Here is a 24,573-nt window from a genome sequence, read left to right as displayed (position 1 = left end):
TTGCCATCGGTTGGCCGGGCCTCGGCGTGGCGGCTCACTAAGCTCGGGATCATGGTCGAATCCGCTCCGTCCACCGTCTACATCGCCTCGCCGGAGGGGGACACCGGCAAGTCGACGGTCGCGCTCGGCGTGCTGCAGATGCTGTGCGCCACCACCGCGAGGGTCGGGGTGTTCCGTCCGATCACCCGCTCGACCACCGAGCCCGACTACATCCTGGAGCTGCTGCTCGAGCACAGCACCGCCGACATCGACTACGCCCAGGCCGTCGGCGTCACCTACGAACAGGTGCACAGCGATCCGGACGCCGCCATCAGCGAGATCGTGATGCGTTTCCACGACGTGGCCAAGGTCTGCGACGCGGTGGTGGTGATCGGCAGCGACTACACCGACGTGGCCAGCCCGAGCGAGCTGCGTTTCAACGCGAGGATCGCGGTGAATCTCGGCGCGCCGGTGCTGCTCGTGGTGCGCGGTTCCGATCGCACTCCGGCCGAGGTCAGGCAGCTGGTCGAGCTGTGCGCGAGCGAGCTGCACCAGGAGCACGCGGCGCTGGTGGCGATCGTCGCGAACCGTTGTGATCCGGACGATCTGAACGAAATCTGTTCCGTCCTGTGTGATTTCGATGTTCCGTCCTGGTCGCTGCCGGAGGTGCCGTTGCTGATCGCGCCGACCATGGCCGAGCTGTGCGAGGCGGTCGACGGCGAAATGTACAGCGGCGACCATGAATTGCTGCAGCGCGAGGCGCTGAAGGTCATGGTCGGCGGCATGACCGCCGAGCACATCCTCGAACGCCTCGTCGACGGCGTCGTGGTGATCGCGCCGGGCGACCGCTCCGACGTGCTGCTGAGCGTCGTGAACGCCCATGAGGCCGAAGGCTTTCCGTCGCTGTCCGGCATCATCATGAACGGCGGCATGCTGCCGCATCCCGCGGTCGCGCGCCTGATGGCGGGCCTGAAACAGAAGCTGCCGATCCTCACCACGAGCTTGGGCACCTACGACACGGCCAGCGCCGCGTACCGCACCAGGGGCCGGATGTCGGCGGGCAACCCGCGCAAGGTGAACACCGCGCTCGCCCTGATGGAACAGCACGTGGACGCGCCGGAGTTGTTGCGGCGCGTCAGCGTTCCGCGCAGCTCCGTGGTCACCCCGCAGATGTTCGAGTACCAGCTGATCGAGCAGGCCAGGGCCGATCGCAAGCGGATCGTGCTGCCCGAGGGCGACGACGACCGCATCCTGCGCGCGGCGGGGCGCGTGTTGCAGCGCAAGATCGCCGATCTGGTCGTCCTGGGCGACGAGTCCGCCATCCGGGCCCGCGCCGCCGAACTCGGCGTCGACATCTCCGAGGCCGAGGTGCTCGACCCGCGCACCTCCGGCTACCTGGACGAGTTCGCCGCCGAGTACACCGAACTGCGCAAGCACAAGGGCATGACGCTGGAGCGGGCCCGCGAAACCGTCTCCGACATCTCCTATTTCGGCACCATGATGGTCCACAAGGGCATCGCCGACGGGATGGTCTCCGGTGCGGCGCACACCACGGCGCACACCATCCGGCCCTCCTTCGAGATCATCAAGACGGTGCCGGGCGTCTCCACCGTCTCCAGTGTGTTCCTCATGTGTCTGGCCGATCGGGTGCTCGCCTACGGCGACTGCGCTGTCGTCCCCGACCCGAGCTCCGAACAGCTGGCCGATATCGCGATCTCCTCCGCGCAGACGGCCGCGCGGTTCGGCATCGACCCGAAGATCGCCATGCTGTCCTACTCCACGGGCGAATCCGGCAGCGGAGCCGACGTCGACAAAGTGCGGGTGGCGACCAAGCTGGTCCGCGAGCGCGCCCCGGAACTGTTGGTGGAGGGCCCGATTCAGTACGACGCGGCGATCGAGCCGACGGTAGCCGATACGAAGCTGCCCGACTCCGAGGTGGCCGGGCGAGCCACGGTGTTCGTGTTCCCGGATCTCAACACTGGCAACAACACCTACAAGGCGGTGCAGCGCAGCGCGGGCGCCATCGCGATCGGCCCGGTGCTGCAGGGCCTGCGCAAGCCGGTCAACGATCTCTCGCGCGGCGCGCTGGTCGCCGACATCGTCAATACCGTGGCGATCACCGCCATCCAGGCGCAAGGGCAGTGAGGCTGCGTACTCGCGTGGAGACTGGGCACTCGCCCACCAGGAACAAACGCGCGGTGAGCAGGGTTGCCGCGGGTAGGGGCCGCGCGCCGGGACGGTGCGAGGTCGCAAGGAGACGCAGGAGGCATGATGAGCAACGCGGCCGATGACCTTGTGCTGGTGATCAATTCCGGCTCGTCGTCCATCAAGTACCAGCTGCTCGACCCGGAGACGGGCGCCGTGGCGGCCTCCGGTCTGGTGGAACGGATCGGGGAGCGGGAGGGCGCCGTCGAGCATCGCGCAGGGGGCCGCACTATCGAGCGCACCGAGGCGATCGCCGATCACAAGGCCGGGTTGCAGGTGGTGTTCGACCTGTTCGCGGAAACCGGTTACGACCTGAGCGGCGCGGGCGTGCGGGCCGTCGGGCACCGGGTGGTGCACGGCGGGGAAGTGTTCTACGAGCCGACGCTGATCACCGACGCGGTGGTCGAGGAGATCTCGAAGCTGTCCGCCCTCGCCCCGCTGCACAATCCGGCCAATGTCACCGGAATCGAGAGCACCAGGGAGCTGCTGCCCGGTGTGCCGCAGGTCGCGGTGTTCGATACCGCGTTCTTCCACGGTCTGCCCGAGGCGGCCAGGACATACGCGATCGATGCGAAAGTCGCCGCCGCGCACGGCATCCGCAGGTACGGCTTTCACGGCACCTCGCACGAATACGTGTCGGGCCAGGTCGCCCAGGTGCTCGATCGCGACCCGGAAACCTTGCGCCAGATCGTGTTCCACCTCGGCAACGGTGCGTCCGCGTCGGCGATCCGCGGCGGCAAGCCGATCGACACCAGCATGGGTCTGACGCCGCTGGAGGGGCTGGTGATGGGTACCCGGGGCGGCGACATCGACCCTGGCATCATCGGTCACCTGGTGCGCTCGGCGCACTTCGACATCGATCGGATCGAGGAACTTCTCAACCGCAACTCCGGCATCAAGGGCCTGTCCGGTGTCAACGACTTCCGTGAACTGCAACGGTTGATCGACGCGGGCGACGCCGCGGCCCGGCTGGCCTACGACGTCTACATCCACCGGCTGCGCCGCTACCTCGGCGGGTATCTGATCGAGTTGGGCGGCGTCGACGCCATCACGTTCACCGCGGGAGTCGGCGAGAACAGCCCCCAGGTCCGCGCCGACGCGCTGGCCGGTCTGTCCGGTTTCGGCATCGAGGTCGACCCGGCGCGCAACACCGCCGCCAACCGCTCCGCCCGGCTCATCTCCCCGCCGGACGCCCCGGTCGCGGTCCTGGTGGTCCCGACCAACGAGGAACTCGCCATAGCCCGCGCCGCCAGGCAGGTGGTTTCGGAGCGGTAGGACAACAGCTCTAGAAAACCTCACGGATTCCTCATGGTCGCCCCGCCAGCATGGACAGCGGATCGGGGTCCAGGTATCCGAGGAGCCCCGCGAGCCGTAGGGAGCGATGCCCTCGCCTCCCACAGCCGCTCCGGCTGCCCCCGGACCGGCGCGTCCCGCGGGACCTCCCGGCCGCCGACTGCTCCCGCGCCCGGATCCGGCCCGGCCGCTGTTCCGCCGCAGCGGCCGGGTTTCTCGGGTCAGAACCAGGTTTGGGCGCGGATGCTGTTGGCGAGATCCACCAGGGCATAGCGATGTTTGCGCCCGGGCGCGTGGCGAGCGAGGGCGCGCAGCCCCGATTCGGTGCCGTCGCGCAGATCCCGTTCGGTGAACGTCGCGCCGAACAGCTCGGCATCGGGGCGTTTCGGGGTGTTGCCCGCTTGCAGCCAGGTCAGTGCGGCGCCGAGGACCAGCACGCGCATCTGGAGCGCGCGGCTCTCACCGGCGGGCAGCGTCTGCACGCGCGAGGCCGCCACGTGCAGCGTCGACTCGTCGAGCTCGGCCACCGGGGACGCCGTGAGCTGCAAGAGCACTGCGGTCATCCGCGCCGCGGCGTAACACCGTGAGAAGCTGGGGACCTCGTCGAGCGCGTCCACCGCGGCCTCGACCCCTCCCGCCGCCGCGAGCTGCCTGGCCAGCCCGAATGCCGCGCTCACCACCGCCTGGTCGGTGCGCCAGACGGTGCCGTAGAACTTCTCCGCGTAGGCCCGCCACTGCTCCGGGTCCTCCGAATCCCAGTGCTGCAGAATCAGTTCCGCAGTCGCGGCGAGGGCGAGCTTGGGTGCGATCTCGCCGGGCAGCACGTGCAGCACCGCCTCGAAGGCCGCGAACGCCCGCTCGTAGTTCTGCTCTCGCAGCTCGGCGAGCCCGGTGTACCAGTCGATCCGCCAGTCGTGCGCCGGTATTCGGGACAGCAGGTACAGCACCGCGGCCGACTCGTGCATGTCGAGCCGCAGCCTCGCCTCGGCGAGGGAGAGTTCCAGATCCAAAGTCTCCGGGGCGTTCTCGGGGTCGGCGGCGGCGCGTTCGCGAGCCTCGTGCAGCGCCTCGAGCGCCTGCCGTGGCTCCGTGTGCACGGCGACGGCGAGCATGGGAGCGGACGGGTCGGCGGCGTCCATCAGCGGAATCGGCAGCGCCGCCGCGATGTCCGCGGAGCGCAGCAGTCTGCTGCGGCCGATGCCGTCGGCGTAGGCGTCGGTCTGGCTGATCAGTTCCTCGGTGCCGAAGCTGGAGCGCTGTGGACTGAACACTGTGGACAACTGTGGATGCTCGGCGCCGGTGTCCAGCGCGAGGATCTCCCGCAAGACGCCCGACAGCTGGGCGGCCATCGCGCGGGCCGAGCCGAACCGGCGCGCAGGGTCCGGATCGGTCGCGGTGAGCAGCAGGCGGTGGAAGAACTCGTAGCGTTCCAGCACGGGTTGTTGTGCCGGATCGGGAATGCCGTCCAGGTAGCGGCCGTGCTCCATCGGCAGGTTCAGGGTGAGCACGGCGAGCGTCCGCCCGACGGTGCAGATGTCGGAGGCCACCGTCGGACCGGTCCTGGCGATCTCCGGGGCCTGGAATCCCTTGGTGCCGTATAGGTTTCCGTATGCCTCGATGGTGGTGACCGCGCCGAGGTCGATCAGTTTGACCTGGTCCTCGGTGATCATGATGTTGTCGGGCTTGAGATCGTTGTAGGCCAAGCCGATCGAATGCAGGTAATCCAGCGCGGGCAGGATCTCCAGCACGTAGGCGATCGCCTCGGCGACCGGCATCCGCGCCGGCCGCTCGTAGCTGTCGAGCACCGCGCGCAGTGAACGCCCGCCGACGTACTCCATCACGATATAGCCGATCGGGGAGCCGTCCTGGCCCGGGTGCTCGACGAAGTTGTGGATCTTGACGATGCTGGGATGGGCGACCTCGGCGAGGAATTGACGCTCGGCCACCGCGACCGCCTGCGCTTCGGCGTCGCCCGCGTGCAGCAAGCCCTTCAGCACCACCCATCGGTCGCTGACGTTGCGGTCGATCGCGAGGTAGATCCAGCCGAGTCCGCCGTGCGCCAGGCAGCCCTGGACCTCGTACTGGCCGGAGACCATATCGCCGGGGTGCAGCGAAGGACGGAAATCGTAAGGCGCGTCGCAGGTCTCGCAGGCGCCTGCCGTCGTCGCCGGGCGCACCGCGGTCGCTCGGCCGACGGGATTGCCGCAGCGCCAGCAGAAGCGCCTGCCCTCGGAGACCACCGGATTCGTGAGCACCGCCGCCATCGGGTCCGTGGGCGGGACCGTCGGGATCGACACCAAGCCGCCGCCGAGCCTGCGCACCGAGGGCCGGGACCGCGCGGTGCGCACGCTGCGGCCCGAAGTGCGCGATGCCCCACCGGAATCCGGCTCGGAGCGGGGGGTCTCGTCGCTGACTTCGGCGGCCATCGTGCCCGGCGGTTCGGCGAACGCCATGGTGCCGGTCGGTTCGACGGTTCGGTCCTGAGGTCGCGCCGCGGCGGTCGCGGCTGCGCGTGCCGCGGTATCCCCGGACGCCGTCCGGTGGTCCCGTACCGGCCCGGTGGGCCCCTCGTCGTCGGTGTGCGAGGACGAGGGACTCAGCTGGGTGGCCGGTCCTTCGTCCTCGGAATGCGCTGTGCCGCTGGCTGTTCGGCCACCGCCCGGCGCGGGCGTGTCGGACGAGCGGATCGTCGGCGGCGCTTCGGCGTTCTCGGGTTCCGAGCCAGAAGGCCCGGAACCCATCGGCTGGTCGTCGTCCGGTCGCGGGAAGGGGAGGTATCGCGTGGTCATCGCTCCTCAGTCCTGATACGTGGGAGCGGGTGGAGTGGGCGTCGGGTCGAGTGTGGCGAGCCACCGCTCGTGGATCCGCACCCAAGTGCCGTCGGTGCGCAACCGCTCCAGGGTGCCGTTGACGAAACGCACCAGATCGTCGGCTTCCTTGGCGATGCCGATGCCGTACGGTTCGACGCTGAGGCTGCCGCCGACCACCTCGGTATACGGGTCCTGGGCGGCCAGGCCGACCAGGATCGCGTCGTCGGTGCTCACCGCGTCGACTTGCCGTTGTTGCAGCACCACGAGGCAGTCGGCCCAGGTCGGCACGGTCAGCAGGCTGGCGGCGGGCTGTTCGCGCCGGATGCGGTCCAGCGAGGTGGTGCCGAGCACCACGCACACTCGCTTGCCCGCCAGATCGGCGATGCCGGTGATGCCGGAGTTCTTCATGGCCAGCACCCGATGGTCGGCGCGCAGGTAGACGGTGGAGAACGCGACCTTCGTGCGCCGTTCGCAGGTGATGGTCATGGTCTTGGCGACCACGTCCACGGTGTGGTCCTGCAGGGCGCGCTCCCGGTCGGCCGAGCCGAGGATGCGGTATTCGATCAGATCCGGGTTGCCGAGTAGGTCGCGTGCGATCTCGCGGGCGATGTCGACGTCGAAGCCGACGAGGGTGCCGCTGACCGGATCGCGGAAGCTGAACAGGTTGCTTCCGGCGTCGAGGCCGACCAGCAACCGGCCGCGGGCCCGGATGGCGTCGATGGTCGGGCCGCTCGCGGCCGGGCCGGAACCCGTGGGCCGCAGGCTGGCGGTGGGGTCGCCGCACTGCGGCTCGGCGGTGTGCGGCAGCGGCGTATCGGTCTCTACTGGAATGGCTTTCGCGGGCAGCGGCGGCTCGGTGTAAGAGCCGGATTTGGTGGTGCCCACGGTGTCGGTGGACGACGCGCAGCCGCCGAGGAAGGCGGTGGCGGCGAGTGCGGCGGCCAGCAGGCCGCGCGCCGTACGCATCGGGGCCGTCGTGGTCGATGATGCGCTCATCGATACTCCCGTAGTCGAGGCCACAGGCCGATGCCGACATAGGCGGCGGCGACGATGCCGAGCACCATGGCGCCGGTGGCGAGGAGGTCGAGCACGCGAATCGCCCGGGAGATCTCCCAGCGCAAGGTGTTTCGCGTCTCGGTGATGCCGCTGTCGAGCGAGTTGTCGAGCGCGTCGACGTGCGCGGTGGACTGGGCGGCGCCAGGACCGGTGGCCACCGCCGCCGCGCCGTGGTAATCGCCGTGCGCGAGCGCGTCGTTCATCCGCTGATGCGAAGTACGCCAACGCTCCAGTGCGGCACGGGCATTCGCGACCTCGTCGGCGGCGGGCGCGGAACCCGGGTAGCCGGCGAGCAGCTCGTCGAGACGGGCGACGTCGGCGTCGAAGGTGCGGTCGTAGTCGCCGGTCACTTCCCGGCGCACCAGCTTCAGCGTCTCCGCGGCCCTGGCCTGCTGGACAAGGATGCGACCTTCGATCAGCCGGGAGGCGGGCACGGCCGCGTCGTCGCGGCCGCTGATCATCGCGGCGGCCGACAGCGATCCGGCGATCACGGTCCACGCCAAGAGGATCAGCATCGCACCGGAGGCCAGTAGCAGACCGACATTGAAGGTGCGGCGCCACCGCCTCGCCAGTTGCGTCTGTGCCCATACCAGCACGACCAGCGTGAGAATCAGCAATCCGATAGCCGTCCACGGCGGGCGGACATGGGCGCGCTGCGCGGCGTCCACCGCGTCCGAACGGTGCTCCTGGAGTTCCTCGGCCATCGGCAGCAGGCTGGTCTGCATCTGGTTCGACGCTTCGCTCAGATACGCCGCGCCGACGGGGTAACCGCTGCGGTTGTTGGTGCGAGCGGTTTCGACCAAGCCGGAGTAGATCGGCAGGCCGGTCGCGATGCCGGTCCGCAGGCGCACGTCGGCGCCGGTGTCGGCGTACCCCGCGGTATGCCCGGACTGGATGACCAGCTCGGCCGCCGCCTCGCCGACCGCCTGGGAATATCTGTCGCGCACCGCCTCCGGCTCCACACCGCCCGCGATGAAGGCGGTGCTCGCGGCGGCGTCGGCGATGGACAGCGACGTGTAGAGGCGGTGCGCGGAGTGCGCGTCCGGCTCGGTGTCGTCGAGCAGAATGTGCAGTGCCTCTTGGCGATCGCCCACCGTCGACGCGGTCACCGCGCCCGCGGTCAGGCACAGGCCGATGAGCAGCAATCCGAGGGCTATCAGCCGACCCGGCGACGAGTGCGCGAAGGATCGCAGATTGGCGGGATCGAGGTGCTCGCGGACGGCCGCGGCGGACACGCCGCCGAGGTGTTTGCGCGGGTGCTCGGCGGCGACCGACGGCGGCCGCGGGGCCGCAAGCTGCTCGGTCCGAGCCATTGTCCACCTCCGGGTCCGCGCCCCACCTGTGCGCCTGCGTCGCAGTTTATTGTGGTCCTACCGGTGCCGTGGCGTGTGAAACACCCCCTGATGGGGTGCTCGGGATGCGCACACGACCGCGGCTGGATGAGGATGGTTAGCGATGCGCGGTGACGGCGACGGGTGGTCGCGAGGTCCGGACGGACTGAAGCACTGGGGCAAGTTCGGTGCTGCCGGATTGTTGCTACGCGCGCCGCTCGCGGCGGGCGGCTCGGCGGTGCTGCTCCAGCATCGCGCCCCGTGGAGTCATCAGGGCGGGACCTGGGCGCTGCCCGGCGGTGCGCGCGACAGCCACGAGACGCCGGTGCACGCGGCGGTGCGCGAGGCTTGGGAGGAGGCGGGCATCCATCCCGCGGACGTCCACGTGCGCGCGGAACGCGTAACGGCGTCCGCGCTGAGCGGCTGGACCTACACCACGGTGATCGCCGACGCGGTGATGACCTTGCCGACCAGCGCCAATCGGGAGAGCACCGAGCTGGCCTGGGTGCCGGAGGAGGAGGTCGAGGCGCGGCCGCTGCACCCCGGTTTCGCTGTCGCCTGGCCCGCGCTGCGCGCCGTCCCGGCCCGGGCCTGTCTCACCGAACTCGACGATTCGCGGGCCGTCGCCGCGGCCCTTCCGCGCACCGTCGACCTCGCCGACCAGGGATTCATCTGGCTGCACTCGGATCCGGAAGGACCGGGCGGCGTCGCACGAATCGTCGACGCGCCCGTCGAGGAACCGGTTGCCGAGGAGCTGCCGCCCCCGGTCACGGCACTTTCGCTGACCAGGGGACAGGTGCTGTCCTGACTACGGCCTCGCGTTGGCCAGCAGCGCGGACTTGAGTTCGCGGGCGGCGGCCTCCGGGTCGCGGGCCTCGGTGATGGCGCGGACCACCACGATCCGCTCGGCGCCCGCCTCCAGTAGCTCGGGCAGTCGCCGCTGATCGATCCCGCCGATGGCGAACCAGGGCCGGGTCGGATGCGCGTCGGCGGTCGAGCGAATCAGATCGATGCCCGCGGCCTGGCGGCCCGGCTTGGTCGGGGTCGACCACACCGGGCCGGTGCAGAAGTAATCGATGTGCTCGTCGATGGCGGCGAGCCCGGCCTGGGCGCGGTTGTGCGTCGAGCGGCCGATCACCACGTCGGGCCCGAGGATGCGGCGCGCGTACCAGGGCGGCAGGTCGCCCTGGCCCAGGTGCAGCACGTCGGCGCCCGCGGCGAGCGCGATGTCGGCGCGGTCGTTCACCGCGAGCAGCGCGCCGTGCCTGCGGGCGGCGGCCTTGAGCTCGGCGAGCGCGCCGAGTTCGGCCTTGGCCTCCATCGGCCCGAATTCGGCCTCGCCCGGCGATCCTTTGTCTCTGAGCTGGATGATGTCGACCCCGCCCGCGAGCGCGGCTTCGGCGAACTTGGCCAGATCGCCCTTCTCGCGCCGGGCGTCGGTGCACAGATAGAGCCGCGCGGTAGCCAGGCGCTCCCGTGGCGGCAGCGTTCGGTTCGGGAGGGAGGGTTGCACGCCTTCGACGGTAGCCGCGCTACCGTGGGGATGCGAACAGAAGGCGGGACGAGCACGGCGGCCGCGGCGCGCTGAGACGGTGCGCGAGTACCCCCCGCACGGATGAGGTAGGTGGACAGCATGCGGACTCTCGCCGTCGTCGGTGGCGGCGCCATCGGGCTGTCGGTGGCGTGGCGGGCCGCCGAGGCGGGATGGCAGGTCACGCTGTTCGATCCCGCCGTCGGATCGGGCGCCTCGTGGGTGGCCGGCGGGATGCTGGCTCCGCTCTCGGAAGGCTGGCCCGGCGAGGATCGCGTACTCGAATTCGGCGCCGCCGCGCTGGCCCGCTGGCCGGAGTTCGCGGCCAGGCTGGAATCCGTCTCGGGCGCACAGGTCTTCGTCGCCGACGAGACCCTGACCGTCGCGCTGGACGGCGCGGACGCCGCCGACCTGCGCACCGTCGCGGACTGGGTGGGTGGACACGGTCACGAGCTGCGCGTGCTGGATCGCGCGGGCGTGCGCGCACTGGAACCGGCGCTCGCGCGCACCGTGCGCGCCGGTTTGCTGGCCTCCGCCGAACCCGCCATCGACAACCGGCGTCTGCTCGACGGCCTGCGGCACGCCGTGGCCGCGGCGGGCGTCGAGCTGCGCGCCGAGGAGATCACCGACCTCGACGCGCTCGCCCACGACCAGATCGTGCTCGCCGCGGGCGCGGCCTCGGCGCGGCTGTGGCCGGGACTGCCGGTGCGGCCCGTCAAGGGGGAGATCCTGCGGCTGCGGCACCGGCCGGGCGCCGCGCCCGCGCCGCGACGGGTGATCCGCGCCAGGGTGCACGGCAGACCGGTGTATCTGGTGCCACGCCGGGACGGAATCGTCGTCGGCGCAACGCAATACGAGGCCGGCTTCGACACGGCGGTGACCGTGGCCGGTGTCCGCGACCTGATCGCCGACGCCGAGGCCGTGCTGCCCGGCATCGGCGAATACGAACTGGCCGAGGCCGCGGCGGGTTCGCGGCCGGGCAGCCCCGACAACCTGCCGCTGATCGGCAGGCTCGCCGACCGGGTGATCGCCGCCACCGGGCACGGCCGCAACGGCATGCTCACCGTCCCGCTGACCGTCGACGCGGTGCTCGCCCTGCTCGACGGCACGGTGCTTGCCGAGGCGCAAGCCGCTGACCCGCAACGCTTTTCGACGACGCCGGGAGCGCCGTCCCTATCCACCGCAGGAGGAGTTCGATGACCGCGACATCCGTTCCCATCGGCGTCACAGTGAACGGGCAGGATCACGAATTCGCCGAACCGCTCACCGTCCGTGAGCTTTTGGCCCGCTTGGAGCTGCCCTGTCAGGGGGTGGCGCTGGCCGTCGACGGTGCGGTGTTCCCGAAGTCGCGCTGGGACGAGCAGGTCGGTCGCGGTTGGAACATCGAGGTGCTCACGGCGGTCCAAGGTGGTTGAGCCGGCGCCGTTCGACAGTGCTACGGAGGCAATGTGAGTACGCAGACCCCGCTACGGATCGCCGACCGCGAATTCGGGTCCCGGCTGATCATGGGCACCGGCGGCGCGGAGAGCCTCACCGTGCTGGAGGAGGCGCTGGTCGCCTCCGGCACCGAGCTCACCACGGTCGCCATGCGCAGGGTGGACGCCGCGGGCGGCACCGGCGTGCTCGACCTGCTGAAGCGTCTCGACATCATGCCGCTGCCCAATACCGCGGGTTGCCGCACCGCCGCCGAGGCCGTGCTCACCGCGCAGCTGGCCGCCGAGGCGCTCGACACCAACTGGGTGAAGCTCGAGGTGATCGCCGACGAACGCACCCTGCTGCCCGATCCGATCGAATTGCTCAGCGCCGCCGAACAATTGGTTGACGCAGGCTTCGTCGTGCTGCCCTACACCTCCGACGACCCGGTGCTCGCGCGGCGCCTGGAGGACGCGGGATGTGCCGCGGTCATGCCGCTCGGCGCCCCGATCGGCACCGGGCTCGGTATCGGCAACCCGCACAACATCGAGATGATCGTGGCCGCCGCCGGCGTCCCGGTGATCCTGGACGCGGGCATCGGCACCGCGAGCGACGCCGCCCTCGCCATGGAGCTCGGCTGCTCCGCGGTGCTGCTCGCGACCGCAGTCACTCGCGCCAAGCGCCCCGAACTGATGGCCGCGGCAATGGCCGACGCCGTCCGCGCGGGCCATCTCGCGAGGCAGGCGGGCCGCATCCCCAAGCGCTTCTGGGCCCAGGCGTCCTCCCCGGAGCTCTGAACCGGGGTACTCAGGGGCAACGAACCAGGGGCCTCAGGGGCAACTCATCCGCAAGGATGACTGAATCGACAACTTTGTAGTGACGCGCGACGCGCGGTTTTGCGGAATGCTGGACACCATGATCGAACTGAGGGGCCTGACCAAACATTACGGCCAGACCGCCGCGGTTCAGGATCTGTCCTTCACCGTGCGACCCGGCCAGGTGACGGGCTTCCTGGGACCGAACGGCGCCGGTAAGTCCACCACGATGCGGATGATCCTTGGCCTGGACACGCCGACCGCGGGTACCGCGCTAATCAAGGGCAAGCAGTACCACGAGCTGGGCCATCCGCTGCGCACCGTCGGCGCGCTGCTGGACGCCAAGTGGGTACATCCGAACCGTTCGGCGCGCTCGCACCTGCAATGGCTCGCCGCGTCCAACGGCATCGCCAAGTCGCGGGTGGACGAGGTGCTGCGGCTCGTGGGCCTCTCCGAGGTCGCGGGCAAGAACGCGGGCGGCTTCTCGCTCGGCATGTCGCAGCGGCTCGGCCTGGCGGGCGCCCTGCTCGGCGATCCCGAGGTGCTGCTGTTCGACGAGCCGGTGAACGGTCTCGACCCGGAGGGCATCCTGTGGATCCGCCGGTTCATGCAGCGATTGGCAGCCGAGGGCCGCACGGTGCTCGTGTCGAGTCACCTGCTCTCGGAGATGGCGCAGACCGCCGAGCACCTGGTGGTGATCGGTCGCGGTCAGCTGATCGCCGACACCACGACGCAAGAATTCATCGAGCGAGCCTCCGAGCAGTCGGTGCGGGTGCGCAGCCCGCAGCTGGACCAGCTGCGCAGCCTGCTCACCTCCAACGGCATGACCGTGCGCGAGGACGGTGCGGGCCAGGACGGACCTGCGCTGCTGGTCGCCGGCGTACCGAGCGACGCGGTCGGCAAGCTCGCGGGCGCGAACGACATCACGCTGTTCGAGCTCTCGCCGCAGCGGGCCTCGCTGGAGGAGGCGTTCATGCGGATGACGGGCGGTTCGGTGCAGTACCACGGTGAGGGTTTCGACCCGGCGGGAGCGACGGGCCCGGAGGCGGCAGCCGGCGTAACCACGAAGGGACCCGCGGACGCCGCGTCCTACACAGCGATGGGAGGTGCGCTCTGATGGGCGTGTTGGCAGCGGAACGGATCAAACTCACCTCGACCAGGTCGCCCTGGTGGTGCGCCGCTCTCACGGTGGTCTTCGCCCTCGGCATCACGGCCCTGTTCAGCCTGCTGCTGAACGTGTCGATGAACGCTTACCGGGAAGACCCGTCGATCACGCCGGATCCGCCGTACGCGGAGAACGTGATGGCGGGCCTCGGCATCACCGGCGTCTCGTTCATCCCCGGCTTCGGCTACATCCTGATCATGATCCTGGCCGCGTTGGCGGTGACCAGCGAATATCGCTTCGGCACCATCAAGGCCACCTTCCTCGCGGTGCCGCACCGTTCCGTGGTGCTGGCCACCAAGGCGAGCATGATCGCGGTCGGCGCCGCGGTGCTGTCGGGGATCCTGACCTTCCTCAGCTTCCTCATACTCGAGGGGCTGACCGACAGCGATGTCGGCAGCAAGCTCAGCCTGACCGACGGCGACCTGAAGGTCTTCTACGCGGTCCCGATCTTCGCCGCGCTGGTCGTCTTCCTCTCGGTGGGCGTCGGCGCCCTGATCCGCCAGTCGGCGGGCGCGCTGTCGCTGCTGATCGTGTGGCCGGTGCTGATCGAGCCGATCATCGGCGCCTTCGGCAAGTACGGCCGCAACATCCAGGTGTTCCTGCCCTTCCAGAACGCCAACCGCTTCCTCGGCCTCGAGGACACCGCGCTGCCGTGGCACTGGGGCGCCTGGCCCGCGTTGCTCTACTTCGCGGCCTTCGTCGCCCTGGTGTTCGGCGCGGCGCTGGTCGTGGTGAACAAGCGCGACGCCTGAGAAAATCGAAGAGCTGCCCGAGTTGCCCTCCCTCGCTACTCGGGCCCGGGGACGCGACCTTGTCGGGAGGTTCGCGACCCCGGTAGCACTGTCCGCCACTGCCCGGCGGGCTGTGCGGGTCACCGGCCCGGTGCGTGAAGCAATCCCCCTTCACCGCCGGGCCGGTGGTTGTTTTTCGGCGATCATTGGTAACCGGCCGACGCTCCTTCGGCTGAGATACGCTCGGGGCGTGAGCGATACACCGTCCGGCGGTCCCAGACCAGGGTCGCGACCGGAGGACGATGGCGGCGCCGAACCCGAGGTCGTGATTCCGTTGTCGCCCGCCGACGAGGCCAACGGCGCCCGTCGTTCGGGGCGGGCTCTTCGCAAGAAGCAGATCGCGGCGTTGATGAACGCGGCCAATCAGCGTCCGGATCTGATCGACGTGCTGCGCAAGGCGCGCGAACAACTTCCGGGTGATCCGTCCTTCGGCGATCCGCTGTCCGTGAGCGGGCCTGGCGGCGCCCGCGCGGTCGCCAGGGCCGCCGACAAACTCGTCGGCGACAATCCGAGCGCGGCCCGCGAGATCGGTTTCGGCGCGTTGCAGGTCTGGCAGGCCATGCTGGAGCGTGTCGGCCGTGGAAAGGGTGGCGAAGAGATCACCGTCATGTTCACCGACCTGGTGGCCTTCTCCAGCTGGTCGCTGACGGCGGGCGACGAGGCGACCCTCGAACTGCTGCGCGAGGTGGCCAAGGCCATCGAACCGCCCATCGCCGACCGTGGCGGCCGGGTGGTGAAGCGGATGGGCGATGGCGTCATGGCGGTGTTCCCCTCCGCCGATCGCGCCGTGCGCGCCGCCGTGCAGGCCAAGCGCAATCTGAGCCAGATCGACCTGCGCGGCTACCGCCCGCGCATGCGGATGGGCCTGCACACCGGCTCGCCGCGCGAGATCGGCGGCGACTGGCTCGGCGTCGACGTCACCATCGCCGCGCGCGTCATGGAGGCGGGCGGCAACGGCAACACCATGCTCTCCGAGGCCACCCTCCAATCACTGGAACCGGAAACCCTCGCCGAACTCGGCCTGACCGTCAAGCCCTACCGACGCAGCTTCTTCGCGGCCCCCCTCAGCGGCGTCCCGGAAGACCTCCGCATCTTCCGGTTGTCGAAGAACTAGCCCAGTCGCCGCGTGTGGCCCGTTCCGGCCGAATTCGCAGGCGGGACGGTCGGTGCGGGCGGGGGCCGCAGTTTCGCGACAACCGTCCGGACGTGAGGTGTCGCTCAGATGCGGATGAGGCGGCTGGCGGCCGAGACTAGAGGAAGCCCCAGGCGATCGCGCCTGCCGCGGCGAGTACCGCACAGACCGCCAGGGAGATGGAGAGGGGGCGGGAGGTCTTCCACGTGGAGTACGCGCCGCCGATCAGGAAGCCGGCGAGGGCGAGCAGCAGGATCACGGTGACGTCGGTGGACATGGGGCCATTCTGGTGGGTCCCCGCCCCGAACGCCCCTGGCGGGTATGCCGTCATGCCGTTGACCTGCTCGAGCAATTAACAAGCACGCACGCTTGATTTTTTCTTGATCGGATGTGATGCTGAACTCCGGAACGTGAACTCCACCGCAAGGGAGGCCTCCGGCTGATGAGTAGATTGGCCGCCGATCCGGATGTCATCCGCATCGGCAACTGTTCCGGGTTCTACGGCGATCGGCTCAGCGCCATGCGCGAGATGCTCGAGGGCGGGCAGCTCGACGTGCTCACCGGCGACTATCTTGCCGAGCTGACCATGTTGATCCTGGGCAGGGACCGGATGAAGGACCCGAGCCTCGGCTACGCCAAGACCTTCGTCAAGCAGATCGAGGACTGCCTCGGGCTCGCTCTGGAACGGAATGTGCAGATCGTCGCCAACGCGGGCGGCCTGAACCCGGCCGGGCTGGCCGAGAAGCTGCGCAAGGTGGCCGCCGATCTCGGGCTGGACGCCAAGGTCGCGCACGTCGAGGGCGACGATCTGCTCTCGCGCGCAAGCGAACTCGGCCTCGGCAGCCCGCTCACGGCCAACGCCTACCTCGGCGGGTGGGGCATCGTCGAATGCCTGAACGCGGGCGCCGACATCGTGGTCACCGGCCGGGTCACCGACGCCTCGGTGATCGTCGGCCCGGCCGCCGCGCACTTCGGCTGGGGCCGAACCGATTACGACGCGCTCGCGGGCGCGGTGGTCGCTGGCCACGTCATCGAGTGCAGCACCCAGGCCACCGGCGGCAACTACGCCTTCTTCACCGAACTCGCCGATCTCGGCAGGCCGGGCTTCCCGATCGCCGAGATCCGCCGCGACGGCAGCAGCGTGATCACCAAGCACGAGGGCACCGGCGGCGCGGTCACCGTCGACACGGTCGAGGCGCAGCTGATGTACGAGATCCAGGGCGCGCGCTACGCGGGCCCGGACGTCACGACGCGGCTCGACAGCATCCGGCTGAGCCAGGAGGGCCGGGACCGGGTGCTGATCAGCGGCGTCACGGGCGAGGCGCCGCCGCCGCAGCTCAAGGTGTCGCTGAACACCCTCGGCGGCTTCCGCAACGAGATGGAATTCGTGTTGACCGGCCTGGACATCGCGGCGAAAGCCGCGCTGGCGCAACGCCAGCTGGAATCCTGGCTGCCGGTGCGCCCGGCCGAGCTGGAGTGGACGCTGGCCCGGCTCGACCGGCCGGACGCCGACACCGAGGAGCAGGCCAGCGCGCTGCTGCGCTGCGTGGTCCGCGACCAGGACCCGAACAAGGTCGGCCGCGCCTTCTCCAACGTCGCGGTGGAACTGGCCCTGGCCAGCTACCCGGGATGCACCTTCACCACCCTGCCCGGCAACGGCTCGCCGTACGGCGTGTTCACGCCCGGCTTCGTCGACGCGGGCGAGGTTCCGCACGCCGCGGTGCTGCCGGACGGCAGCCGCGTCGAGGTCGCGGCCGCGACGGAAACAACTGCACTGGAGAGTGTTTCGGAACCCGAGCTGCCGGAGCCGTTGGCCGCGAGCGAGACTCGCCGCGCCCCGCTCGGCACGGTCGCGCTGGCGCGCAGCGGTGACAAGGGCGGTGACGCGAACATCGGCGTCTGGGTGCGAACCGACGAACAGTGGCGTTGGCTGGTGCACACGCTCACCGTGGACCGCATCAAGGAACTGCTGCCCGAGGCCGCGTCGCTGTCGGTCACCAGGCATGTGCTGCCGAACCTGCGCGCCGTGAACTTCATCATCTCCGGCCTGCTCGGCAAGGGCGTGGCCTACCAGGCCCGCTTCGATCCGCAGGCCAAGGGGCTCGGCGAATGGCTGCGGTCCCGTCACCTCGATATCCCCGTGGAGCTGCTCTCATGACCAGTGCCGTAGTCAGTCCGTGGAACACGCCGGAGCGGCGCGAATTGCGCTCCACCGTGCGCGGTTTCGTGGAGCGCGAGATCCTGCCGTACCTCGAGGACTGGGAGCGCGCGGGCGAGATACCCCGCGAGCTGCACAAGAAGGCGGGCGCGCTGGGTCTGCTCGGCGCGCAGTTCCCCGAGTCGGCGGGCGGTTCCGGCGGCGACGGCGTGGACGCCATGATCGTCTGCGAGGAGATGCACCAGGCGGGCGCCTCCGGCGGGCTGTTCGCCTCGCTGTTCACCTGCGGCATCTCGGTGCCGCACATCATCGCCTCCGGCAACGAGGACTTGATCGAGCGCTTCGCCCGTCCGACCCTGGCCGGCGAGAAGATCGGTTCGCTGGCCATCACCGAACCGGGCGGCGGCTCCGACGTCGGCCACCTCACCACCACCGCGCGCCGCGACGGCGACCACTACATCGTCAACGGCGCGAAGACCTACATCACCTCCGGCTGCCGCGCCGACTTCGTGGTCACCGCGGTGCGCACCGGGGGCCCCGGCTCGGGCGGCATCTCGCTGCTGGTCGTGGAGAAGGGCACGCCCGGTTTCACCGTCAGCCGCAAGCTGGACAAGATGGGCTGGCGCGCCTCCGACACCGCGGAACTGTCCTACGTCGACGTGCGCGTGCCGGTGGAAAACCTGGTGGGCCAGGAGAATTCCGGCTTCTATCAGATCGCGGGCGCGTTCGTCAGCGAGCGGGTCGGCCTCGCGGTGCAGGCGTATTCGCAGGCGCAGCGCTGCCTCGAGCTGACGCTCGAATGGGTGCGCAACCGTGAGACTTTCGGCCGTCCGCTGATCAGCAGGCAGGCCGTGCAGAACACGGTGACCGAGATGGCGCGGCGCATCGACGTCGCCCGCGTCTACACCCGAGATGTGGTGCAGCGCAGCGCCAATGGCGAGACGGACCTGATCGCCGAGGTGTGCTTCGCGAAGAACACCGCCGTCGAGGCGGGCGAGTGGGTGGCCAACCAGGCCGTCCAGCTCTTCGGCGGGCTCGGCTACATGAGCGAATCCGAGGTGGAGCGCCAGTACCGCGACATCCGCATCCTCGGCATCGGCGGTGGTACCACCGAGATCCTGACCGCACTCGCCGCCAAACGATTGGGGTACCAGTCATGACGATCTTGCGCAGCACGCTCGACAGCGGTTCGGCGGAGTACAGCGCCGCCGCCGAGGCGATGAACGCCAAGCTCACCGAGATCGGCGCCGAGTTCGCCAAGAATGTCGCGGGCGGTGGTCCGGACAAGATGGCGCGGCACCGCAAGCGCGGCAAGCTGACCGCGCGCGAACGCATCGAACTGCTCATCGACGAGGACTCGCCGTTTCTCGAGCTGTGCCCGCTTGCCGCGTGGGGTAGCGATTTCCATGTGGGCGGCAGCGTGATCGCGGGCATCGGCATCGTCGAAGGCGTCGAATGCATGATCGTCGCGCCGGATCCCACGGTGCGCGGCGGCACCTCGAACCCGTGGACGCTGCGCAAGAACCTGCGCATGAACGACATCGCCATGGAGAACCGGCTGCCGGTGATCGGCCTCGTCGAGTCGGGCGGCGCCGACTTGCCCACGCAGAAAGAGGTTTTCGTCCCCGGCGGCCGGATGTTCCGCGATCTGACGAAGCTCTCCGCGATGGGCGTCCCGACCATCGCGCTGGTGTTCGGCAACTCCACGGCGGGCGGCGCCTACATCCCTGGCATGTCCGACTACACGGTGATGATCAAGGAGCGCTCCAAGGTGTTCCTCGGCGGCCCGCCGCTGGTGAAGATGGCCACCGGTGAGGAGTCCGACGACGAATCCCTCGGCGGCGCCGAAATGCACGCCAGGACATCGGGTCTGGCCGACTACCTGGCCGCCGACGAGCAGGACGCGATTCGCATCGGCCGCTCCATCGTCAAACGCCTGAACTGGAAGAAGCAGGGTCCCGCGCCGCGCGCGGAAGTGATCGAGCCGCTGCTCGATCAGGAGGAGCTGCTCGGCATCGTTCCTTCCGATCTGAAGATCCCGTTCGATCCGCGCGAGGTGATCGCGCGCGTCGTGGACGGCTCCGATTTCGACGAGTTCAAGCCGCTGTACGGCAGCAGCCTGGTCACCGGTTGGGCCGAGCTGCACGGCTATCCGGTCGGTATCCTCGCCAACGCGCGCGGTGTGCTTTTCTCCGAGGAGGCGCAGAAGGCGGCACAGTTCATCCAGCTGGCCAACCAGTCGGATACGCCACTGTTGTTCCTGCACAACACCACCGGCTACATGGTCGGCAAGGAGTTCGAGCAGAAGGGCATCATCAAGCACGGCGCGATGATGATCAACGCGGTCTCCAACTCCAAGGTGCCGCATATCTCGCTGCTGATGGGCGCCTCCTACGGCGCCGGGCACTACGGGATGTGCGGTCGCGCGTACGATCCGCGCTTCGTCTTCGCTTGGCCCAGTGCGAAATCCGCGGTCATGGGCGGAGCGCAGCTGGCCGGTGTCATCTCGATCGTGGGCCGTGCTGCCGCCGAGGCGAAGGGCATGCCGTTCGACGAGGAGGCCGACGCGGGCATGCGCGCCATGATCGAGGCGCAGATCGAGGCCGAGTCGCTGCCGATGTTCATGTCGGGCAGGCTCTACGACGACGGCGTCATCGACCCCCGCGACACCCGCACGGTATTGGGTATGGCGCTCTCGGCCATCCACAATGCCCCGATCAAGGGCGCCGAGGGCTTCGGCGTCTTCCGGATGTGAGGCAGCCGTGAATTCAATTTCGACCGTTCTGGTCGCCAACCGCGGGGAGATCGCCCGTCGCGTCTTCGCCACCTGTCGGCGTATGGGCCTCGGGACCGTCGCCGTGTACTCCGACGCGGACGCCGCGGCCCCGCACGTCGGCGAGGCCGACGCCGCGGTCCGGCTCCCCGGCAATACGCCCGGCGAGACCTACCTGCGCGGCGAGCTGATCGTGGCGGCCGCGCTCTCCGCGGGCGCCGATGCCATCCACCCCGGCTACGGATTCCTTTCGGAGAACGCGGAATTCGCGCGTGCGGTGCAGGCGGCCGGTCTGGTGTGGATCGGACCGCCGATCGAGGCCATCGAGCAGATGGGCTCGAAGGTCGCGTCCAAGAAGATGATGGACGCCGCGGGCGTGCCGGTACTCGCCGAGCTGGATCCCACCGAGGTCACCGAGGCGCACCTGCCGGTGCTGATCAAGGCGTCCGCCGGTGGCGGTGGGCGCGGCATGCGGGTGGTGCGCGATCTCGCCGACCTGGAACCGCAGATCGCGGCGGCCCGGCGCGAGGCCGAGTCCGCGTTCGGCGATCCGACCGTGTTCTGCGAGCGGTACCTGGAGACCGGCAGGCACATCGAGGTCCAGGTGATGGCCGATACGCACGGCACGATCTGGTCGGTCGGCGAGCGCGAGTGCTCCATTCAGCGTCGCCACCAGAAGGTCGTCGAAGAGGCGCCTTCGCCGCTGGTGGAGCGCATCGACGCCATGCGCGCTTCAGGCCCGGAGGCGGTAGCGGAGCGTGGCCACGGAGGGTCCGCGGGCATGGCCAATGGGCAGAGCATGCGTGAGCGGCTGTTCGAGGCGGCCCGGCTGGCCGCTGGCGCGATCGACTACACCGGCGCGGGCACCGTCGAGTTCCTGGCCGACGAGCAGGGCGATTTCTTCTTCCTGGAGATGAACACCCGTCTCCAGGTGGAACATCCGGTCACCGAGTGCACCACGGGACTGGATCTCGTACGCCTGCAACTGGAGGTGGCCGCGGGCGGCAGGCTGCCCGCGGAACCACCCGCCATGCGCGGGCATTCGATCGAGGTCCGGCTCTACGCCGAGGACCCCGCGCACGACTGGCAGCCGCAGAGCGGCACCGTGCACCGGCTCGACATCCCCTCGGTCACGGCGGAATTCGATCTGCTCGACCGTGCGGGCGTGCGCCTGGACACCGGCGTCGTCGACGGTTCGGTCGTCGGCGTGCACTACGACCCGATGCTGTCGAAGGTCATCTCCTACGCGGAGACGAGGACCGAGGCGGCGCGACTGCTGGCCTCGGCCTTGCAGCGGGCCCGCATTCACGGTCTGGTGACCAACCGCGACCTGCTGGTGCGGGTGCTGCGGCACCCCGCCTTCCTGGCGGGCGACACCGACACGGCGTTCTTCGAGACGCACGGATTGTCTACGCTTGCAGCGCCTTTGGTGTCCGAGGCCGACGAGGCGCTGTCCATCGTCGCGGCCGCGCTCGCGGACGCCGCGGCCAACCGTGCGGCGGCGCGGACCAGCGGCGGGCTGCCGAGCGGCTGGCGCAACCTGCCCTCGCAGTCGCAGCGCAAGTCCTACGAGAGCCGCATCAGCGGCGTGCACGAGGTCGGCTACCGGTTCACCCGCTCCGGCGTGACGGTGGACGGCCATGAGGGTGTCGAGCTGGTGGAGCTGAACCCGGAGCGCGTGGTGCTGAGCGTGCCCGGCGAACACGGACCGGTGCGGCGGGTGTTCACCGTCGCGCGCTACGGCGATCTGGTCTGCGTCGACTCGCCGCTCGGACCGGTGAGCGCACGGAGGCTGCCGCGCTTCAGCGATCCGGCCGACCAGGTGGCCACCGGTTCGCTGCTAGCACCCATGCCGGGCAGCGTGATCCGGCTCGGCGCGGAGGCAGGCAGCCGGGTGGACGCCGGGCAGCCGATCCTGTGGCTGGAAGCGATGAAGATGGAACACACCATCGCCGCGCCCACCTCCGGTGTGCTGAGCGCACTCAATGTCACCGTCGGCCAGCAGGTCGACATCGGCGCAGTCCTTGCCGTCGTGGATCCCGACGACGCGGTCAACGAGAACCAGGAGCAGTAACCCCATGAGTTTCATCGAATCCGACGAGTGCAAGCAGCTGCGGGCCGCGGTGGCCGCGCTCGCCGCGAAGTACAGCTACCGCGACTACGTGTTGCCCAAGGCGCGCAAGAGCGAGCCGCTCACCGAATTGTGGGACGAGGCGGGCAAACTCGGCTTCCTCGGGGTGAACCTGCCCGAGGAGTACGGCGGCGGTGGCGCCGGCATGTACGAGCTGGCGCTGGTGATGGAGGAGCTGTCGGCGCAGGGCGCGGGCCTGCTGCTCATGGTGGTCTCGCCCGCCATCTGCGGCACCATCATCACCAAGTACGGCACCGACGAGCAGAAGCAGCACTGGCTGCCCAAGCTCGCCGACGGCTCGGGCAAGATGGTCTTCGGCATCACCGAGCCGGACGCCGGATCGAACTCGCACCAGATCACCACCACGGCCCGCCGCGACGGTGACGACTGGATCCTCAACGGCCGCAAGATCTTCATCTCCGGCGTGGACCAGGCCGAGGCGGTGCTGATCGTCTCGCGCACCGAGGACCACAAGACCGGCAAGCTCAAGCCCGCCCTGTTCATCGTCCCGACCGACGCTCCCGGCTTCACCAAGACGGCGCAGGAGATGGACATCATCGAGCCGGACCACCAGTTCAACCTGTTCCTCGACGACGTCCGCCTGCCGTCCAGCGCCCTGGTCGGCAAGGAGGACGCGGCGCTGATGCAGCTGTTCGCCGGTCTGAACCCGGAGCGCATCATGGGCGCCGCGATGGCCGTCGGCCTCGGCCGCTACGCCATCGATCGCGCGGTGGAATACGCCAAGGAGCGCACCGTCTGGAAGACGCCGATCGGTGCGCACCAGGGCATTTCGCATCCGCTGGCGCAGGTGAAGATCGAGCTGGAGATGGCCAAGCTGATGATGCAGAAGGCCGCCACGCTCTACGACGCCGGCGAGGAGATGGGCGCCGCCGAGGCCGCGAACATGGCCAAGTACGCGGCGGCCGAGGCCAGCATCAAGGCGCTGGACCAGGCGATCCAGACGCACGGCGGCGCGGGTCTCACCGCGGACTACGGACTCGCGGCCATGCTCGCGGCGTCCCGTATCGGCCGTATCGCCCCGGTCAGCCGTGAGATGGTGCTCAACTTCGTCGCCCAGTTCTCGCTGGGTCTGCCGAAGTCCTACTGACGCAGTCGATCCCGCTCCGTCCGGAACCTCGAGCGCGGTTTCGCGACGATCCGAAAGACGGAGCGGGATCCCCCGATCGACGAATCACAGGAGACCCGATGACCGACACTTCCACCGCGCCGCTCGTTCGCTACGAGATCCGCGACGGCTTCGCGGTCCTCACCTTCGACTCGCCGCACAACCGCAACGCGCTGTCCTCGCGCCTGGTCGCCGACCTGCTCCGCGGCCTGGACGACGCGGCCGCCGATCCCGCGGTGCGCGGCATCGTGCTCGCGCACACCGGCAACACCTTCTGCGCGGGCGCCGACCTCAGCGAGGCCAGCGACGCCGACCCCGCGGTGGCCGCCGACCAGCGCACCCGCGTGATGATCGACGTGTTGCGCAGGCTCGTGGAGATCCCGAAGCCGGTGATCGCGCAGATCGACGGCAACGTGCGCGCGGGCGGCATGGGCATCGTCGCGGCCTGCGATCTGGTGGTGGCCGGGCCCGGCAGCTCCTTCGCGCTCACCGAGGTGCGAATCGGCCTCGCGCCTTTCATGATCTCGCTCACCCTGCTGCCGCGGCTGACCCCGCGCGCGGCGAGCCGCTACTACCTGACCGGCGAGAAGTTCGGCGCCGAGGCGGCCACCGAGATCGGGCTGGTCACGATTACCGCAGACGACCCGGCGGCCGAGGTCGCACGGCTGATCGGTGAGCTGCGCAAGGGTTCCCCGCAGGGCCTGGCCGAGGCCAAGCGCCTGGTCAACGCGGACATCCTGGCCGGGTTCGACGCCTCCGCCGAAGAACTCGCGCGGCGTTCGGCGAGCTTCTTCGGCACCCCCGAGGTGCACGAGGGGATGCTGGCCTTCCTGCAGCGGCGCGCACCGAGCTGGGCAGAATAGC

Annotated in this window: 20 protein-coding genes; 15 read left to right on the top strand and 5 right to left on the bottom strand. The window is 69.7% G+C overall.

Going from position 1 to position 24,573, the window contains the following annotated elements; translation table 11 throughout:
• The first annotated feature begins 51 nt into the window (after positions 1–51).
• Entirely contained in the window at positions 52–2,124 is a 2,073-nt protein-coding gene (gene pta / locus AC3EO7_RS15500) for a phosphate acetyltransferase (RefSeq protein WP_435591544.1), read from the top strand.
• A gap of 126 nt (positions 2,125–2,250) precedes the next feature.
• Entirely contained in the window at positions 2,251–3,459 is a 1,209-nt protein-coding gene (locus AC3EO7_RS15495; RefSeq protein WP_435591556.1) for an acetate/propionate family kinase, read from the top strand.
• Positions 3,460–3,698: 239 nt separating this feature from the next.
• Here the strand turns inward: AC3EO7_RS15495 and AC3EO7_RS15490 are convergent, their stop codons facing one another.
• The 3 genes from AC3EO7_RS15490 to AC3EO7_RS15480 are packed head-to-tail and all read right to left on the bottom strand — an operon-like array spanning position 3,699 to position 8,656.
• On the bottom strand, positions 3,699–6,266 hold the full coding sequence (locus AC3EO7_RS15490) for a serine/threonine-protein kinase PknG (protein WP_435591543.1): 2,568 nt from the start codon (positions 6,264–6,266) through the stop codon (positions 3,699–3,701).
• A gap of 6 nt (positions 6,267–6,272) precedes the next feature.
• Entirely contained in the window at positions 6,273–7,253 is a 981-nt protein-coding gene (locus tag AC3EO7_RS15485) for a glutamate ABC transporter substrate-binding protein (protein WP_435591555.1), read from the bottom strand.
• A 26-nt stretch (positions 7,254–7,279) separates the two neighbouring features.
• Positions 7,280–8,656 (bottom strand): hypothetical protein, encoded by a 1,377-nt coding sequence (locus AC3EO7_RS15480; RefSeq protein WP_435591542.1) that lies wholly within the window; start codon positions 8,654–8,656, stop codon positions 7,280–7,282.
• A gap of 142 nt (positions 8,657–8,798) precedes the next feature.
• On the opposite strand from AC3EO7_RS15480, the gene AC3EO7_RS15475 reads away from it, so the two are divergent.
• Positions 8,799–9,482, top strand: a complete 684-nt coding sequence (locus AC3EO7_RS15475; RefSeq protein WP_435591541.1) for an NUDIX hydrolase — start codon at positions 8,799–8,801, stop codon at positions 9,480–9,482.
• Here AC3EO7_RS15475 and thiE read toward each other — a convergent pair whose 3' ends face one another.
• Positions 9,483–10,187, bottom strand: a complete 705-nt coding sequence (gene thiE / locus AC3EO7_RS15470; RefSeq protein ID WP_431971158.1) for a thiamine phosphate synthase — start codon at positions 10,185–10,187, stop codon at positions 9,483–9,485.
• Positions 10,188–10,307: 120 nt separating this feature from the next.
• Here thiE and thiO point away from each other — a divergent pair, with 120 nt between their 5' ends.
• From thiO to AC3EO7_RS15440, 6 genes are all read left to right on the top strand, one after another.
• Positions 10,308–11,405: a glycine oxidase ThiO gene (thiO, locus tag AC3EO7_RS15465; RefSeq protein WP_435591540.1), complete on the top strand. Its 1,098-nt coding sequence runs from the start codon at positions 10,308–10,310 to the stop codon at positions 11,403–11,405.
• Positions 11,402–11,620, top strand: coding sequence for a sulfur carrier protein ThiS (gene thiS / locus AC3EO7_RS15460; protein ID WP_431971160.1), 219 nt, complete (start codon positions 11,402–11,404; stop codon positions 11,618–11,620). The genes thiO and thiS overlap by 4 nt, the downstream gene beginning before the upstream one ends.
• Positions 11,621–11,653: 33 nt before the next feature.
• Positions 11,654–12,415: a thiazole synthase gene (thiG, locus tag AC3EO7_RS15455; RefSeq protein WP_431971161.1), complete on the top strand. Its 762-nt coding sequence runs from the start codon at positions 11,654–11,656 to the stop codon at positions 12,413–12,415.
• A 118-nt stretch (positions 12,416–12,533) separates the two neighbouring features.
• Positions 12,534–13,550: an ABC transporter ATP-binding protein gene (locus tag AC3EO7_RS15450; RefSeq protein WP_431971162.1), complete on the top strand. Its 1,017-nt coding sequence runs from the start codon at positions 12,534–12,536 to the stop codon at positions 13,548–13,550.
• Positions 13,550–14,350 (top strand): ABC transporter permease, encoded by an 801-nt coding sequence (locus AC3EO7_RS15445; protein WP_431971163.1) that lies wholly within the window; start codon positions 13,550–13,552, stop codon positions 14,348–14,350. Before AC3EO7_RS15450 ends, AC3EO7_RS15445 begins: the two co-directional genes overlap by 1 nt.
• A 307-nt stretch (positions 14,351–14,657) precedes the next feature.
• Positions 14,658–15,503 (top strand): adenylate/guanylate cyclase domain-containing protein, encoded by an 846-nt coding sequence (locus tag AC3EO7_RS15440; protein WP_435591554.1) that lies wholly within the window; start codon positions 14,658–14,660, stop codon positions 15,501–15,503.
• A gap of 136 nt (positions 15,504–15,639) precedes the next feature.
• On the opposite strand, the gene AC3EO7_RS15435 is transcribed toward AC3EO7_RS15440, so the two are convergent.
• Entirely contained in the window at positions 15,640–15,798 is a 159-nt protein-coding gene (locus tag AC3EO7_RS15435; protein WP_431971164.1) for a hypothetical protein, read from the bottom strand.
• A gap of 165 nt (positions 15,799–15,963) precedes the next feature.
• Here AC3EO7_RS15435 and AC3EO7_RS15430 point away from each other — a divergent pair, with 165 nt between their 5' ends.
• The 6 genes from AC3EO7_RS15430 to AC3EO7_RS15405 all read left to right on the top strand — a co-directional run bounded on the left by AC3EO7_RS15430 (position 15,964) and on the right by AC3EO7_RS15405 (position 24,572).
• Complete coding sequence (locus AC3EO7_RS15430; RefSeq protein WP_431971165.1) at positions 15,964–17,679, top strand: acyclic terpene utilization AtuA family protein; 1,716 nt, start codon at positions 15,964–15,966, stop codon at positions 17,677–17,679.
• Positions 17,676–18,839, top strand: a complete 1,164-nt coding sequence (locus AC3EO7_RS15425) for an acyl-CoA dehydrogenase family protein (protein WP_431971166.1) — start codon at positions 17,676–17,678, stop codon at positions 18,837–18,839. Before AC3EO7_RS15430 ends, AC3EO7_RS15425 begins: the two co-directional genes overlap by 4 nt.
• Positions 18,836–20,434, top strand: coding sequence for an acyl-CoA carboxylase subunit beta (locus AC3EO7_RS15420; protein WP_431971167.1), 1,599 nt, complete (start codon positions 18,836–18,838; stop codon positions 20,432–20,434). The genes AC3EO7_RS15425 and AC3EO7_RS15420 overlap by 4 nt, the downstream gene beginning before the upstream one ends.
• A 7-nt stretch (positions 20,435–20,441) precedes the next feature.
• A complete protein-coding gene (locus AC3EO7_RS15415) occupies positions 20,442–22,526 on the top strand; it encodes an ATP-binding protein (RefSeq protein ID WP_435591539.1) in 2,085 nt (694 codons plus the stop codon).
• Positions 22,527–22,530: 4 nt separating this feature from the next.
• Entirely contained in the window at positions 22,531–23,691 is a 1,161-nt protein-coding gene (locus AC3EO7_RS15410) for an acyl-CoA dehydrogenase family protein (protein WP_435591538.1), read from the top strand.
• A 98-nt stretch (positions 23,692–23,789) separates the two neighbouring features.
• Positions 23,790–24,572, top strand: a complete 783-nt coding sequence (locus AC3EO7_RS15405; protein WP_431971170.1) for an enoyl-CoA hydratase family protein — start codon at positions 23,790–23,792, stop codon at positions 24,570–24,572.
• The last annotated feature ends 1 nt before the right edge of the window (position 24,573 follow it).

It is taken from the genome of Nocardia sp. bgisy118 (assembly GCF_057708605.1).
This window is presented reverse-complemented; position numbering and strand designations above follow the sequence as displayed.

Bases quoted from the DNA above. Each gene is read 5' to 3' on its own strand.
- AC3EO7_RS15450 (WP_431971162.1), top strand. From the start codon at position 12,534: ATGATCGAACTGAGGGGCCTGACCAAACATTACGGCCAGACCGCCGCG.
- AC3EO7_RS15435 (WP_431971164.1), bottom strand. From the start codon at position 15,798: ATGTCCACCGACGTCACCGTGATCCTGCTGCTCGCCCTCGCCGGCTTC.
- AC3EO7_RS15430 (WP_431971165.1), top strand. From the start codon at position 15,964: ATGAGTAGATTGGCCGCCGATCCGGATGTCATCCGCATCGGCAACTGT.
- AC3EO7_RS15420 (WP_431971167.1), top strand. From the start codon at position 18,836: ATGACGATCTTGCGCAGCACGCTCGACAGCGGTTCGGCGGAGTACAGC.
- AC3EO7_RS15480 (WP_435591542.1), bottom strand. From the start codon at position 8,656: ATGGCTCGGACCGAGCAGCTTGCGGCCCCGCGGCCGCCGTCGGTCGCC.
- thiS (WP_431971160.1), top strand. From the start codon at position 11,402: ATGACCGCGACATCCGTTCCCATCGGCGTCACAGTGAACGGGCAGGAT.
- thiO (WP_435591540.1), top strand. From the start codon at position 10,308: ATGCGGACTCTCGCCGTCGTCGGTGGCGGCGCCATCGGGCTGTCGGTG.
- pta (WP_435591544.1), top strand. From the start codon at position 52: ATGGTCGAATCCGCTCCGTCCACCGTCTACATCGCCTCGCCGGAGGGG.
- AC3EO7_RS15425 (WP_431971166.1), top strand. From the start codon at position 17,676: ATGACCAGTGCCGTAGTCAGTCCGTGGAACACGCCGGAGCGGCGCGAA.
- AC3EO7_RS15495 (WP_435591556.1), top strand. From the start codon at position 2,251: ATGAGCAACGCGGCCGATGACCTTGTGCTGGTGATCAATTCCGGCTCG.
- AC3EO7_RS15410 (WP_435591538.1), top strand. From the start codon at position 22,531: ATGAGTTTCATCGAATCCGACGAGTGCAAGCAGCTGCGGGCCGCGGTG.
- AC3EO7_RS15405 (WP_431971170.1), top strand. From the start codon at position 23,790: ATGACCGACACTTCCACCGCGCCGCTCGTTCGCTACGAGATCCGCGAC.
- AC3EO7_RS15485 (WP_435591555.1), bottom strand. From the start codon at position 7,253: ATGCGTACGGCGCGCGGCCTGCTGGCCGCCGCACTCGCCGCCACCGCC.
- AC3EO7_RS15490 (WP_435591543.1), bottom strand. From the start codon at position 6,266: ATGACCACGCGATACCTCCCCTTCCCGCGACCGGACGACGACCAGCCG.
- AC3EO7_RS15445 (WP_431971163.1), top strand. From the start codon at position 13,550: ATGGGCGTGTTGGCAGCGGAACGGATCAAACTCACCTCGACCAGGTCG.
- AC3EO7_RS15475 (WP_435591541.1), top strand. From the start codon at position 8,799: ATGCGCGGTGACGGCGACGGGTGGTCGCGAGGTCCGGACGGACTGAAG.